13 protein-coding genes and 1 pseudogene are annotated in these 12851 nt (G+C 57.3%); 7 read left to right on the top strand and 7 right to left on the bottom strand.

What is annotated here, in order from left to right; translation table 11 throughout:
* Positions 1 to 250 precede the first annotated feature (250 nt).
* A complete protein-coding gene (gene queD / locus IV01_RS26275; RefSeq protein ID WP_080290273.1) occupies positions 251 to 607 on the bottom strand; it encodes a 6-carboxytetrahydropterin synthase QueD in 357 nt (118 codons plus the stop codon).
* A gap of 227 nt (positions 608 to 834) precedes the next feature.
* On the opposite strand from queD, the gene IV01_RS15315 reads away from it, so the two are divergent.
* The 7 genes and pseudogenes from IV01_RS15315 (at position 835) to IV01_RS15340 (ending at position 6495) form a co-directional block, all read left to right on the top strand.
* Positions 835 to 1143 carry a PepSY domain-containing protein gene (locus IV01_RS15315; protein WP_032627877.1) on the top strand — a complete coding sequence of 103 codons (309 nt, stop codon included), beginning with the start codon at positions 835 to 837 and terminating at the stop codon, positions 1141 to 1143.
* Entirely contained in the window at positions 1143 to 1448 is a 306-nt protein-coding gene (locus IV01_RS15320; protein WP_032627875.1) for a PepSY domain-containing protein, read from the top strand. Before IV01_RS15315 ends, IV01_RS15320 begins: the two co-directional genes overlap by 1 nt.
* The gene (locus tag IV01_RS15325) at positions 1448 to 2116 is read left to right on the top strand and encodes a response regulator transcription factor (RefSeq protein WP_032627873.1); all 669 of its coding nucleotides are present in this window, start codon (positions 1448 to 1450) and stop codon (positions 2114 to 2116) included. The genes IV01_RS15320 and IV01_RS15325 overlap by 1 nt, the downstream gene beginning before the upstream one ends.
* On the top strand, positions 2113 to 3444 hold the full coding sequence (locus IV01_RS15330; protein ID WP_032627872.1) for a sensor histidine kinase: 1332 nt from the start codon (positions 2113 to 2115) through the stop codon (positions 3442 to 3444). The genes IV01_RS15325 and IV01_RS15330 overlap by 4 nt, the downstream gene beginning before the upstream one ends.
* Before the next feature lie 80 nt (positions 3445 to 3524).
* Positions 3525 to 4346: pseudogene (locus IV01_RS27430) on the top strand (cache domain-containing protein); the annotation flags it as partial.
* 102 nt (positions 4347 to 4448) lie between these two features.
* Positions 4449 to 5204 carry a methyl-accepting chemotaxis protein gene (locus IV01_RS27425; protein ID WP_418903522.1) on the top strand — a complete coding sequence of 252 codons (756 nt, stop codon included), beginning with the start codon at positions 4449 to 4451 and terminating at the stop codon, positions 5202 to 5204.
* 226 nt (positions 5205 to 5430) lie between these two features.
* Positions 5431 to 6495 carry an AI-2E family transporter gene (locus IV01_RS15340; RefSeq protein WP_032627870.1) on the top strand — a complete coding sequence of 355 codons (1065 nt, stop codon included), beginning with the start codon at positions 5431 to 5433 and terminating at the stop codon, positions 6493 to 6495.
* A gap of 81 nt (positions 6496 to 6576) precedes the next feature.
* Here the strand turns inward: IV01_RS15340 and nuoN are convergent, their stop codons facing one another.
* Genes nuoN through nuoI form a run of 6 tightly spaced genes read right to left on the bottom strand, consistent with a single transcriptional unit; the run spans position 6577 to position 12842 of the window.
* Entirely contained in the window at positions 6577 to 8040 is a 1464-nt protein-coding gene (gene nuoN, locus IV01_RS15345) for an NADH-quinone oxidoreductase subunit NuoN (RefSeq protein WP_032627869.1), read from the bottom strand.
* A 7-nt stretch (positions 8041 to 8047) separates the two neighbouring features.
* The gene (gene nuoM / locus IV01_RS15350; RefSeq protein ID WP_032627868.1) at positions 8048 to 9580 is read right to left on the bottom strand and encodes an NADH-quinone oxidoreductase subunit M; all 1533 of its coding nucleotides are present in this window, start codon (positions 9578 to 9580) and stop codon (positions 8048 to 8050) included.
* Positions 9581 to 9619: 39 nt separating this feature from the next.
* Complete coding sequence (gene nuoL / locus IV01_RS15355) at positions 9620 to 11473, bottom strand: NADH-quinone oxidoreductase subunit L (protein ID WP_032627867.1); 1854 nt, start codon at positions 11471 to 11473, stop codon at positions 9620 to 9622.
* Entirely contained in the window at positions 11470 to 11778 is a 309-nt protein-coding gene (nuoK, locus tag IV01_RS15360; protein WP_002554020.1) for an NADH-quinone oxidoreductase subunit NuoK, read from the bottom strand. The genes nuoL and nuoK overlap by 4 nt, the downstream gene beginning before the upstream one ends.
* A complete protein-coding gene (nuoJ, locus tag IV01_RS15365) occupies positions 11775 to 12284 on the bottom strand; it encodes an NADH-quinone oxidoreductase subunit J (RefSeq protein ID WP_032627866.1) in 510 nt (169 codons plus the stop codon). The genes nuoK and nuoJ overlap by 4 nt, the downstream gene beginning before the upstream one ends.
* A gap of 9 nt (positions 12285 to 12293) precedes the next feature.
* Positions 12294 to 12842, bottom strand: coding sequence for an NADH-quinone oxidoreductase subunit NuoI (gene nuoI, locus IV01_RS15370; RefSeq protein WP_032627864.1), 549 nt, complete (start codon positions 12840 to 12842; stop codon positions 12294 to 12296).
* Positions 12843 to 12851 lie beyond the last annotated feature (9 nt).

Below are 12851 nucleotides of genomic sequence, written 5' to 3'. Positions count from 1 at the left end.
ATCGTCAAGATTAAATTCCAGAACCCCATTTGCGAAAGCAGATGGGGTTTTGTTTGTCTGCTCGAAAAACATCTCCCCCCTGTAGGCGCTGTTGCAGGCTGCGAATGAGGGTGTCAGCAACTACTGCTTTCGCAGCCTTCGGCAGCTCATACATGGGGAGTATGTGCAGACAGCTACCAGCGCCTTCCTCAAATCCCACGCACAAAAAAGCCACCTTTAAAGGTGGCTATGGAGCCGGACCGCCAGCAATTTATTCCCCGCGATAGATGCATCCGCTAGTGCAGGTTTCATGAATACGGATGGCCGACAACTCCGGCAGAAGGGGCTTGAGCTCAGCGAAGATCCATTTGGCAAGGTTCTCACTGGTTGGATTTTCCAACCCTGGGATATCGTTCAAATAGTTATGGTCCAAGCGTTCGTACAGAGGCTTGAAGATCGCTTTGATTTCAGAGAAATCGCGTATCCAGCCGATGTGCGCGTCTACTTCCCCTTCCAGGTGGATCGCTATACGGAACGAATGGCCATGCAGCCGCCCGCATTTATGGCCCTCTGGTACATGGGGAAGGAGATGCGCGGATTCAAACGTAAATTCTTTAAAAATTTCCATCAGTCAACTCTAGAAAAAGGCGATCGTCGCAGCGACGCATGCTGTCGGAGAGTTTACCAGCATTGGTTTGGCCTATGCGCTAAAAGCGCGGGACAGACTGACAGCTTCCACTGAGCCACGGCGGATCCTCAAGGTTTGATGGCAACTGGCCTTATCAATTCAGGTTGAGTTAAGTTGCACTGTTTAATCTCGGTGAACAGGATAAACATCTTCACCGGAGCCTCGAGATGAAACGCCGACTCATTCTTCTATCCGCTTTTGGTTTGATTTTTGGTGCAAATGCGGTCATCGCTCGTGACATAGGTCCGGACGAAGCTGCTAAATTGCAATCTTCTGGCGTTATCCAGCGCTTAGAACAATTAAACGCCGTTGCTGTTGCTCGGCACCCAGGCGCGGAGATTAGCGACACTGAACTCGATGAAGAATATGGCAAGCACGTCTATCAGGTCGATCTCACCGATAAGCAGGGGATTGAATGGGACGTTGAGCTGGATGCCGTGACGGGGAAAGTCCTCAAGGATCATCAGGACCGATAATGAATGTCGATAAGCGTCGCGGAACGCTCCTGCTCATAGTGCTGCTTACTGCCTCCGTGCAGGCCAGGGATCTCGATCAGGATGAAGCCTTGAGACTCCGTCAGCAGGGCACCATTCTTGCTCTCGAGCAGCTCGTGGACAAAGCCCTTGGCCGCCATCCCGGTGCCAAGCTGCTCGAGGCTGAACTGGAGGAAAAACACGGTGTTTTTGTCTACGAGTTTGAGTTGTTGACGACCGAAGGTAGTGTTCGCGAATTGAAGTTCGACGCCCGTGACGGTCGATTATTGAAAGACGAGGAAGACTGATGCGGCTGCTATTGGTAGAGGATCACGTGCCGCTCGCGGACGAGCTGATCGCCGGGCTTGGCAGGCAGGGTTACGCGGTTGACTGGCTTGCCGATGGCAGAGACGCAGTTCACCAAGGGGCGACTGAACCTTACGACCTGATTATTCTCGACCTTGGCCTTCCTGGTATTCCCGGCCTGCAGGTGCTTGAACAGTGGCGTAGCGCAGGACTGGCAACACCTGTGCTTGTACTTACTGCGCGAGGATCCTGGTCTGAGCGTATTGAAGGACTCAAGGCCGGCGCAGATGATTATCTGACCAAGCCCTTTCACCCGGAAGAGTTGCAATTGCGCATTCAGGCGCTACTGCGGCGTTCTCATGGCCTGGCCAATCAGCCACGGCTGGAGTCGGCGGGCTTGCACCTGGATGAGGGGCGCCAATGTGTGACCAGGGAGGGTGTCGATATCCAGCTGACGTCTGCAGAGTTCAGATTGCTGCGCTATTTCATGCATCACCCGGAGCAGATTCTTTCCAAAAGCCATCTGGCAGAGCATCTCTATGACGGTGAGAACGAACGCGATTCGAACGTCATTGAAGTTCACGTCAATCACCTTAGACGCAAGCTAGGTAAAACGGTCGTTGAGACCCGACGCGGTCAGGGCTATCGGTTTGGCGGGACGCCTGTTTGAAGTCGATACAGTCACGCCTGAGCCTGGGCCTTGTAAGCGTCATGGTGGTGGTTTGCCTCGTGCTTGCACAAACCAGCCTCTGGTTATTCGAACTGGGTTTACAGCGCTATCTGGAAGCGGGCCTGCGCAACGAAAGCGAAAGTCTCCTGATCGCATTGGTGCGGGGCCCAAATGGGCTTCAGCTGGATGAACATCGCCTGTCCCCCGCTTATCAGCGGCCATTTTCCGGACACTATTTTCGTATCGACTTCGAGACAGGTCATTGGCGCTCCCGGTCGCTCTGGGACCTCAAGCTCCCCGAGCCGGGAACCGTCGGCCTGCATGCCAATTTTCAACTGGGTAAAACCGACCAATCATTGCTCTTGCTGAAAGCCGATTACCGGAAGTTCGGTCAGGACATATCCATAACCGTCGCGCAGGACTACACCCCAGTGAGCGCAAGCTTCCTGCGCGTTCAGCAAATTGGACTCGGGCTGGGGCTTGCTGCATTGGCGCTTATTCTGGCCTTGCAGCGTGTCACGGTACGCCGCGCATTACGCCCGCTGGAAAAAGCCCGTGAGCAAATTTCACAGTTGCAGCAAGGCAAGCGCTCACAACTTGATGAACAGGTGCCATTGGAGCTTGAGCCGCTTGTGTCGCAGATCAATCATCTGCTGATCCATACAGAGGACAGCCTTAAGCGCTCCCGAAACGCACTGGGTAATCTGGGGCATGCATTGAAGACGCCTTTGGCGGTGTTGGTCAGCGTCACGTCCAGTCCGCAGCTCGATGCGCACCCGGGTTTGCGTAAAACGTTGCTTGATCAACTGGATCAAATTCAGCAGCGCCTGGTGCGTGAGCTCAACCGTGCGCGGCTGTCCGGTGATGCGTTGCCAGGAGCGCATTTTGATTGCGATGCCGAACTAGGGGGCTTGCTCGCCACATTGCGCATGATTCATGGCGAGCATCTGGATCTGGTTTTACATGTCACCCCAGGCCTGTCGCTGCCATGGGATCGTGAGGATGTCCTGGAGTTGCTGGGTAACCTGCTGGACAACGCCTGTAAGTGGGCTGACAGTGAGGTGGCACTGACTGTCACCCGGGAAGACAACGCCTATTTTCTGCTGATCGATGACGATGGGCCGGGCATACCCGAAAAGCAGCGTGAGGAGGTGCTGAGCCGTGGTACCCGGCTTGATGAACAGATTACCGGGCATGGCCTGGGGCTTGGCATTGTCCGTGATATCGTCCAGGCATGGGGCGGCGATCTTCAGTTGTCTGCCAGCCCATTGGGGGGGCTACGGGTCAGCATCACGCTACCTGATGTTTTGACCTTGGAATATCCGTAACCCCTCAACTTTTCAAGCAACTAGCCGTTAAATAACCATGATCTCGATTCTAAAAACAACTATTCGATTCCTGGAGTTCTATGCGTATAAGCCTGAAAGCCAAAGTTCTTTCGCTGGCTATCTTGCCAGTCCTCATATTCGCCGCGATTATCAGCGTGACTACCGTCGTCATGCTACGCGAACAGGCCAGCCGGGAGGTTAGTGAAACCCGCGAGCGCCTGCTCAGTGAAGCGAAGGCTACCCTGCAGAATTATGTCGCGATTGCGATGACTGCTATCAAGCCAATCTACGATGCGGCGGCTCCCGGCGACGAAGCTGCACGCGCGCAAGTCATCAAGCTGCTTTCCGGTATCACATACGCCAAGGACGGTTATTTCTTTGGCTACGATTCACAGTCGGTACGCCTTTTCAAGGCCAGCAGCCCGGATGGTGTCGGTAAGAGTTTCAAGGACGCCCGCGACCCGAGCGGTCTCTACGTTAACAACGAACTGGTCGCTGTCGCTAAAGCGGGCACTCATTACCTGCTTTATTCATCACCGCTTCCTGGCAAAACCGAACCGCTGCCTAAGCTCGGGTATACCGAGTACCTGCCAAAATGGGACATGGCCGTTGGATCGTCGGTTAATCTGGACGGTATCGACGCTCAAGTTGCGGCTGTAGAGCAGGCAATCGACGCACGTCTAGAGGAACTGCTGCTCAGCATCATCGGTGTAGCGCTCTTGGTTCTAATACTTATAGCCATTATTGGCGCGGTACTGGCCGGCACGCTGCTCCGTCCGTTGCGCCTGATGAAAGACAACCTTGATGATATTGCCGCAGGCGAGGGTGATCTGACTCGTCGGCTTGCGGTGACCAGTCAGGATGAGTTGGGCGATCTGGCAGGCTCTTTCAATCGTTTCGTCGATAAGATTCATGGCTTGGTTGGCCAGATATCCGGTATTACCACGCAACTGACGGGGCTGGTGGGTGAAGTATCCAGCCAGGCCCAACGCTCAGAGCAGGCAATGGAGCGTCAGCGCCACGAAACCGATCAGGTAGCGACCGCGATCAACGAAATGTCAGCAGCGGCGCAGGAAGTCGCCAAGAGTGCGCAAGGCGCTTCGGTTGCCGCGCAGCAGACAGACGAAGAAGGCCGATCGGCGAAGCGTGTAGTTGACGGCAGTATCAAACAGATCCATGCGCTAGTAGATGACATCCGTAACAGTGGCGCCTCGTTGGATAGTCTGCAGAATGATGTTTCGTCGATTGTCAGTGTGCTCGCTGTGATCCGCTCTATTGCCGAGCAAACCAACCTGCTGGCCCTCAACGCGGCCATTGAAGCCGCGCGCGCAGGCGAGGCGGGCCGTGGTTTTGCGGTCGTTGCCGATGAAGTGCGCGCGCTGGCCAGTCGTACCCAGCAAAGTACCCAGGAAATCCAGGGCATGATTGATCGCCTGCAAAAGGGTACTCAAACTGCGGTTGATGCCATGCGCCGATCCAGCGAGGCGGGTGACGGCACGTCCACGCAGGCCAATCAGGCCGGTTCCTCTCTGGACACCATTGGGCAATTGATCGGTACCATCAATTCCATGAACGCGCAGATCGCCAGTGCCGCAGAAGAACAGACCGCCGTTGCAGAGGAAATCAACCGCAGCGTGCATCAGATCGCCACTGCAGTGGACAGCGTGGCCGAGGAAACCCGGCAGAGCGCGCAAACCACTCGCAGCCTGAATGAACTGGGCCATCGTCTTGGAGCGCTGGTCGGTCAGTTCCGCGTCTGATTTTGTTGGCGGACACCGCCCTTGTAGGAGCTCACCGAGGTTACGAGGCAGCGATGGCGGAGTGTCTGATAAACCGCCATCGCTGCCTCGCGGTGCTCGTGAGCTCCTACAAATGATCGCATTTATCCTTCCTAACCATCATGAACAAAGCCATGGCACTTGCCCGTCGATTGGCGGACTAAGCAGTAGGCCCGGCAAGTTGCCGGCCTACTGACATGGAAAGGACATGAACGAAACCACGCTCCAATATAAAACCCTGATCCTGCTGTTGGTGTTGGTGACCATCGCGTTCATATGGATCCTGCTGCCGTTTTACGGAGCGGTATTCTGGGCGGTGATCCTCGGCATCATCTTTGCCCCCGTGCAGCGTCGCCTGTTGCTGCGCTTCGGCTGGCAGCGCAACCTGATTTCTCTCTGCACCTTGATGATCTGTCTGGTGATAGCGATTTTGCCGGTCATCGTTATCAGTGCTCTGCTGGTGCAGGAAGGCGCCACTCTGTACAAAAACGTGGAAAGTGGCCAGCTCGATATCGCCAGCTATCTGGCCGAGTTCAAAGGCCTGCTGCCGCCTTACTTCCAGCATTGGCTGGATCGCCTGGGCATGGGAGACCTCAACGGGCTACGTGACAAGATCGCCAAAGGCGCCATGCAAGGCAGTCAGTACCTCGCTACCCAGGCATTCAGCTTTGGTCAGGGTACGTTCGACTTTGTCGTCGGCTTCTTCATCATGCTGTACCTGTTGTTCTTCTTCCTGCGTGACGGTCAGGATCTGGTGCGCAGGATGCGTCTTGCGGTACCTCTGGCCGAACCCCAGAAACGTCGATTGCAGCTCAAGTTCACCAGGGTGGTACGCGCCACCGTCAAAGGCAATGTCGTGGTCGCAATCACTCAAGGCGCGCTTGGCGGCTTCATCTTCTGGTGTCTGGACATTCCAAGTGCCTTGCTCTGGGCGGTCATCATGGCGTTTCTGTCATTGTTGCCAGCGGTAGGGGCGGGCATCGTCTGGGCCCCGGTGGCGTTGTACTTCCTGTTGAGCGGAATGATCTGGCAGGGCGTTGTACTCGCGCTGTTCGGCGTATTTGTGATCGGCCTGGTAGACAATGTTCTGCGACCTATCCTGGTTGGCAAGGATACGAAAATGCCTGACTACCTGATCCTGATCTCCACACTAGGGGGTATGTCGGTATTCGGCCTCAATGGCTTCGTCATTGGGCCGATGATAGCGGCATTGTTCATGTCCACCTGGGGCTTGTTCGTCAGCGCCAAGAAGACGGTGCGTTTGCCCGGTTAGCCTCAGGCGAAAAGGCCTGGCGAAAAAATCCAGGCCAAAAAAAACCTGCTCATGTGAGCAGGTTTTTTTATGCGTCGCTTATCAGCCCATCAAGCCTGCATGCTGCACCAGATTGAGCAGCGGCTGTGGGTATACACCCAGCACGAACGCCAGGATGGCAATCGCTAGCAGCATCACGCCGCCGGTACGCTGTGCCCAGTTGAACTGTGCATCGTGACGAGGCAGCTTCGTGTCGGCCAGATACAGCGTCACCATGACCCGCAGGTAGTAGAAGACGCCGATGGCGCTACCGATGATCAGCGAACCGATCAGCCACCACAGTTGCGACTCAACGCCAGTGGCGATGATGTAGAACTTGCCAATGAAGCCAGCGGTCAGCGGGATACCCGCCAGTGACAGCATCATCAGGGTCATGACGGCGGTCAGGTACGGACGACGCCAGAACAGGCCGCGGTATTCGAACATCGCATCTGCGTCACGACCGCTGTACGGCGAGGACATCATGGTGATGACCCCGAAGCTGCCCAGAGAGGTCAGAACGTAGGTCACCAGGTACACGCCGATGGCTTCAACCGCCATGCCCTTGCTCGCAACCAGAGCGATCATCAGGTAACCGAAGTGCGCGATGGACGAGTAACCCAGCAGCCGCTTGAGGTTGTTCTGGGTCAGCGCCAGCAAGTTACCCACGATGATCGAGGCGACCGCGATGACCGCCAGTACGTCATGCAGAACGCCACTGCTGGCCGCTGGCGAGATTTGGAACAGACGCACCAGCACCGCAAACACTGCAACTTTGCTGGCCGTTGCCAGGAAGGCGGCTACTGGGGCAGGAGCACCTTCGTAGACGTCCGGCGTCCACAAATGGAATGGCACCAGGGACAGTTTGAATGCCAGACCCACCAGCATCATGCCCAGACCCAGGCTGGCGACAGGGCTTGGCAGCCCGCTCGCCGCCAGGGCTTTGCCGATGCCATCGAAGGCCAGCGTGCCAGCTTCGGCATACAGCAGCGCCATACCGAACAACAGGAACGCAGAACCGGCTGCCGACAGCACCATGTACTTGATGCCGGCTTCCAGCGAACGCTTGTTGAAGAACGCATAGGCCACCAGCCCGTAAACCGGTACCGAGAGCAGCTCCAGCCCAATGAACAGGCCCGCCAGGTGTTGAGCGCTGACCAGAACCAGACCACCAGCAGCTGCGAGGAGAATCAGCAAGTAAAGCTCTTCGCGGTTGCCCGGGTAGCCCGCCTTACCGTCACCCAGATAGGCGTGAGCCATGGTCACACAGGCCAGGGTGGAGGCGAGGATCAGCGCCATGTAAAGGCAGGCGAAGCTGTCGATCTGCAGCAGCGGAGTCACCACCAGCGGTGCGACTTTCAGAGCCGGGTAAATCGACAGTAATGCCAGGTTGAGACCGCCTACGCTGAGCAGGAATGTCTGTGAGTGATTGCGACGCCAGGCGATTGCCAGCATCACCACAACAATGGTGAGGCTGGTAATCAGCAGCGGCGCAAGCGCAATAAAGTGTTGAATCGTCAGGTCCATAGCGCTCTTACCGGGCCGAAGCGAGTTGAGTGAAGGCGGTGCCGAGCCATTGCTGCACGCCGTGCATGGTCGCTGCCGACGTATCGAGGAATGGCTGCGGGTAAACCCCGAGCACTACCAGCAATACGGCCAGGCCCAGCACCATGATCATTTCCCGTCCATCCATGCCCTTCAGAGGCTCGTCCGATTTCGACGGGCCGAAGTAGGCGCGGTGGATCATGATCAGCGAGTAGACGGAGCCAAACACCAGACCAGACGTGGCAATCGCAGTGATCCATGGAGCGCTGACAAACGTGCCCAGCAGGATCAGGAATTCACCGACAAAGTTACCGGTACCCGGCAGACCCAGCGATGCCGCGGCGAAGAACAGGCTGATCGCGGGCAGATAGGCGATGCGCGACCACAGACCACCCATTTCACGCATGTCCCGGGTATGCAGACGCTCGTACAGTTGGCCGCTGAGGATAAACAGCGCCGCCGCCGAAAGACCGTGCGCGATCATTTGGATCACCACACCTTGCAGCGCTTGCTGGCTGCCGGAGTAGATGCCGATCAGCACGAAGCCCATGTGCGAAACACTGGAGAACGCGATCAGGCGCTTGATGTCGGTCTGCGCGAACGCCAGGAAGGCGCCGTAGAAGATACCGATCAGACCCAGCACCATCGCAATCGGTGCGAATTCGGCCGATGCGTTGGGGAACAGCGGCAGAGCAAAGCGCAGCAGACCGTATGCAGCGGTTTTCAACAGAATACCGGCCAGGTCCACGGAACCTGCAGTCGGCGCCTGAGCGTGCGCATCCGGCAGCCAGGAGTGGAACGGCACCACAGGCAGTTTCACCGCGAAGGCGATGAAGAAGCCCAGCATCAGGATGTACTCGGTGCCCGGCGCCAGCTGGGTCTTCAGCAGGGTGGCGTAATCAAAAGTGATTACACCGCTCTGATTGAAGTTGACCAGTACCAGACCGAGGATCGCCACCAACATGATCAGGCCGCTGGCCTGAGTGAAGATGAAGAACTTGGTCGCGGCGTAGATCCGAGTCTTCTTGCCGTCCGATGAGCTATGACCCCAAAGCGCGATGAGGAAGTACATCGGAACCAGCATCATTTCCCAGAAGAAGAAGAACATGAACAGGTCGATCGCCAGGAACACGCCGATCACGCCGCCGAGAATCCACATCAGGTTGAGGTGGAAGAAACCAACGTTACGCTGGATCTCTTTCCACGAACACAACACCGACAGCACACCGAGCAAACCGGTGAGCAGGATCATCAGCAACGACAGACCATCGAGGGCCAGGTGGACGCTGATGCCGAAGCGCTCGATCCACAGGTGCTTGAACTCAATAGCCCAGGTTGGATCGACGCCGGGCGCTGGTGCGTAACTGTAGTTGCCAGTACTCCACAACCAGAGGCCCAGGGCCAGTTCGAGGGACATGGTCAGCAGCGCAATCCAGCGCGGCATGGTGGAGCTGAAACGCTCACCTTGCCAGCACAGCAGGCCACCGATAAAGGGGATCAGGATCAGCCAAGGCAGAATCATGACGGGCTCAATTCCTTTCGCAAATTCGCAAGGTTCATGTCAGACCGCAACCACAACAACGGCACCGAGTACCAGTACGGCACCCACTGCGATCGAAGCGGCATACCAGCGCAGTTGACCGGTTTCGGTGCGGCTCATACTGTCATGACCGCCTTTGACCAGACGTGGGATCAAGCCAATGGTGTGATCCAGCGGGTCGCTACGCAGTAAATGGCTGATCGCCAGATACGGTTTGACGAACAGCTTGTCGTACACCCAGTCGAAGCCCCATGCAGCGAACCACCAGGCCGACAGGAAACGCCCCGGCGCGCTGTTGGCGATGGACGTCACCAGACGACGCTTGCCGAGGAACAGCAAAGCGGCGAGCAGGATGCCGGCCAGTGCGATAGCACCCGAGGCTATTTCCAGGCTGTGCTTGGCTTCGCCACCAGCGTGACCGACGCTCTGCGGGAGCACACCGGCCAGTGGCGGAGTGATCAAGGCGCCGATGAAGGTCGACAGCACGATCAGCACACTCAATGGCAACCAGTGAGCGATGCCGTGACCAGCGTGGGCTTCAGTCTTGGCTTCACCGTGGAAGGTGATGAAGATCAGGCGGAAGGTGTACAGCGAAGTCATGAACGCGCCAACCAGACCTGCATACAACAGACCGTTGTTGCCGCTGGCGAAGGCTTCCCAAAGAATTTCGTCCTTGGAGTAGAAGCCAGCCGTCAACAACGGCAAGGCCGCAAGCGCCGCGCCGCCGACGATGAAGCTGGCGTAGGCCAGTGGCAGTTTCTTCCACAGACCGCCCATCTTGAAGATGTTCTGCTCGTGGTGGCAGGCAACGATCACCGCACCGGACGCAAGGAACAACAGCGCCTTGAAGAACGCGTGAGTCATCAGGTGGAAGATCGCGCCTTCCCAGGCACCGACGCCCAGCGCCAGGAACATGTAGCCGATCTGGCTCATGGTCGAGTAGGCGAGGATACGTTTGATGTCGGTCTGTACCAGTGCCGCAAAACCTGCCAACACCAGAGTCACACCACCGACGATGCCCACCAGGTGCAGGATGTCCGGGGCCAGGGCGAACAAGCCATGGGTCCGGGCGATCAGGTAAACACCGGCGGTCACCATGGTCGCGGCGTGGATCAGTGCCGAAACCGGGGTAGGACCGGCCATCGCATCTGCCAGCCAGGTTTGCAGTGGGAGTTGTGCGGATTTACCCACAGCGCCACCCAGCAGCATCAGGGTCGCGAGTACGATCCAGAAGTCACCGACCTTGAAATGCTCAGGTGCACGTACCAGCAATTCCTGCACGTTCAGCGTGCCCAGCTGTTGGAACAGGATGAACAGGCCGATGGCCATGAACACGTCGCCGATCCGGGTCACGATGAATGCTTTGAGTGCCGCGTTACCGTTGTTGCGGTTGCTGTAATAGAAACCGATCAACAGATAGCTGCACAGGCCCACGCCTTCCCAGCCGAAGTACAGGAACAACAGGTTATCGCCCAGAATCAGGAACAGCATGCTGGCGATAAACAGGTTGGTGTAGGCGAAGAAACGCGAGTAACCCGCTTCACCGCGCATGTACCAGGACGCGAACAGATGGATCAGGAAGCCGACACCCACCACCACGCCGAGCATCGTCACGGACAGACCGTCCAGATACAGGGCGAAGTTAGGTTCGAAGCCGTCCACTGCCATCCAGCGCCACAGCACCTGGGTGTAATGACCGCCCTCGGGTGGTGCGACGTTGAATTGCCAGATGACCCAGGCGGCGACGATGGCTGACAAGCCGATGGAGCCGACGCCGATCAGGGCTGCAAGGTTTTCCGAAATGCGTCCACGAGAGAACGACAGCAGCAGGAAACCGATCAGGGGGAATACGAAAGTCAGAAAGAGTAGGTTCATCCGCGCATCTCGCTGGCAGCGTCGATATCGAGCGTGTGGAAGCGGCGATACAACTGCATCAGGATCGCCAGGCCAATACTGGCCTCGGCAGCCGCGAGGCTGATCACCAGAATGAACATGACCTGTCCATCCGGCTGAGCCCAGCGGCTACCGGCAACGACGAACGCCAGAGCAGATGCGTTCATCATGATCTCCAGGCTCATCAACACGAAAAGAATGTTGCGGCGCACCATCAGGCCGACCAGACCGAGGCAGAACAAGACCCCGGCGACCGCCAGACCGTGCTCAAGAGGGATAGCATTCATTGGCTTGGCTCCTTGGCCTCGTTACGGCCCAGATGGAATGCCGTCACTGCCGCTGCGAGCAGCAACATCGAGGCCAGTTCCACCACCAGCAGATAAGGCCCAAACAGGCTGATGCCGACCGCTTTCGCGTCGACCGTGGTGTGGCCGATGCCAGCGCCGCTCGGAATGGCGAACAGCACGTACAGCAGTTCACCCAAGAGCAGCAGACCGAGAATCACCGGGCCTATCCAGATACCGGGTTTGAGCCAGGTGCGTTCCTGCTGCACCGAAGCCGGCCCCAGATTGAGCATCATCACCACGAAAACGAACAGGACCATGATCGCGCCTGCGTAAGCGATGACTTCCAGAACCCCGGCGAACGGCGCGCCAAGGCTGAAGAACGTCATCGCCACGGCGATCAGCGAAATGATCAGATAGAGCAGAGCATGCACGGGATTGGTGTTGGTGATCACCCGCAGGGTGGACACTACAGCGATGCCGGATGCGAAATAGAAAGCGAATTCCATCTTTCTTCCTTAAGGCAGCAAGCTCTTGACGTTGATCGGCTCGGCTTCGTTCTGTGCAGCGCCCTTGGGCTTGCCAGCGACGGCCATACCGGCGACGCGATAGAAGTTGTAGTCGGGGTTCTTGCCGGGGCCGGAGATCAGCAGATCTTCCTTTTCGTAGACCAGATCCTGACGTTTGAACTCGGCCATTTCGAAATCCGGTGTCAGCTGGATTGCGGTGGTCGGGCAGGCTTCTTCGCACAGGCCGCAGAAAATGCAACGCGAGAAGTTGATGCGGAAGAATTCCGGATACCAGCGGCCGTCATCGGTTTCGGCTTTCTGCAACGAGATGCAGCCGACCGGGCACGCCACGGCGCACAGGTTGCAGGCTACGCAGCGCTCTTCGCCATCAGGGTCGCGGGTCAGGACAATGCGGCCGCGATAGCGCGGCGGCAGGTAAACAGCTTCTTCCGGGTATTGCAGCGTGTCACGCTTGCGAAAGCCATGGCCGAAGACCATGACCAGGCTGCGCAACTGGGTACCAGTACCCTTAACAATGTCGCCAATATATTTGAACATGGGTCAAAT

The organism is Pseudomonas syringae (assembly GCF_000737245.1).
Taxonomy (GTDB): domain Bacteria; phylum Pseudomonadota; class Gammaproteobacteria; order Pseudomonadales; family Pseudomonadaceae; genus Aquipseudomonas; species Aquipseudomonas syringae_J.
Note: the sequence above shows the minus strand (reverse complement) of the source record. Positions and strands in the feature narration are given on the sequence as shown.

Excerpts from the sequence above, each read along its gene's own strand:
- queD (WP_080290273.1), bottom strand. The coding sequence starts at position 607 with ATGGAAATTTTTAAAGAATTTACGTTTGAATCCGCGCATCTCCTTCCC.
- IV01_RS15315 (WP_032627877.1), top strand. The coding sequence starts at position 835 with ATGAAACGCCGACTCATTCTTCTATCCGCTTTTGGTTTGATTTTTGGT.
- IV01_RS15320 (WP_032627875.1), top strand. The coding sequence starts at position 1,143 with ATGAATGTCGATAAGCGTCGCGGAACGCTCCTGCTCATAGTGCTGCTT.
- IV01_RS15325 (WP_032627873.1), top strand. The coding sequence starts at position 1,448 with ATGCGGCTGCTATTGGTAGAGGATCACGTGCCGCTCGCGGACGAGCTG.
- IV01_RS27425 (WP_418903522.1), top strand. The coding sequence starts at position 4,449 with ATGGAGCGTCAGCGCCACGAAACCGATCAGGTAGCGACCGCGATCAAC.
- IV01_RS15340 (WP_032627870.1), top strand. The coding sequence starts at position 5,431 with ATGAACGAAACCACGCTCCAATATAAAACCCTGATCCTGCTGTTGGTG.
- nuoN (WP_032627869.1), bottom strand. The coding sequence starts at position 8,040 with ATGGACCTGACGATTCAACACTTTATTGCGCTTGCGCCGCTGCTGATT.
- nuoM (WP_032627868.1), bottom strand. The coding sequence starts at position 9,580 with ATGATTCTGCCTTGGCTGATCCTGATCCCCTTTATCGGTGGCCTGCTG.
- nuoL (WP_032627867.1), bottom strand. The coding sequence starts at position 11,473 with ATGAACCTACTCTTTCTGACTTTCGTATTCCCCCTGATCGGTTTCCTG.
- nuoK (WP_002554020.1), bottom strand. The coding sequence starts at position 11,778 with ATGAATGCTATCCCTCTTGAGCACGGTCTGGCGGTCGCCGGGGTCTTG.
- nuoJ (WP_032627866.1), bottom strand. The coding sequence starts at position 12,284 with ATGGAATTCGCTTTCTATTTCGCATCCGGCATCGCTGTAGTGTCCACC.
- nuoI (WP_032627864.1), bottom strand. The coding sequence starts at position 12,842 with ATGTTCAAATATATTGGCGACATTGTTAAGGGTACTGGTACCCAGTTG.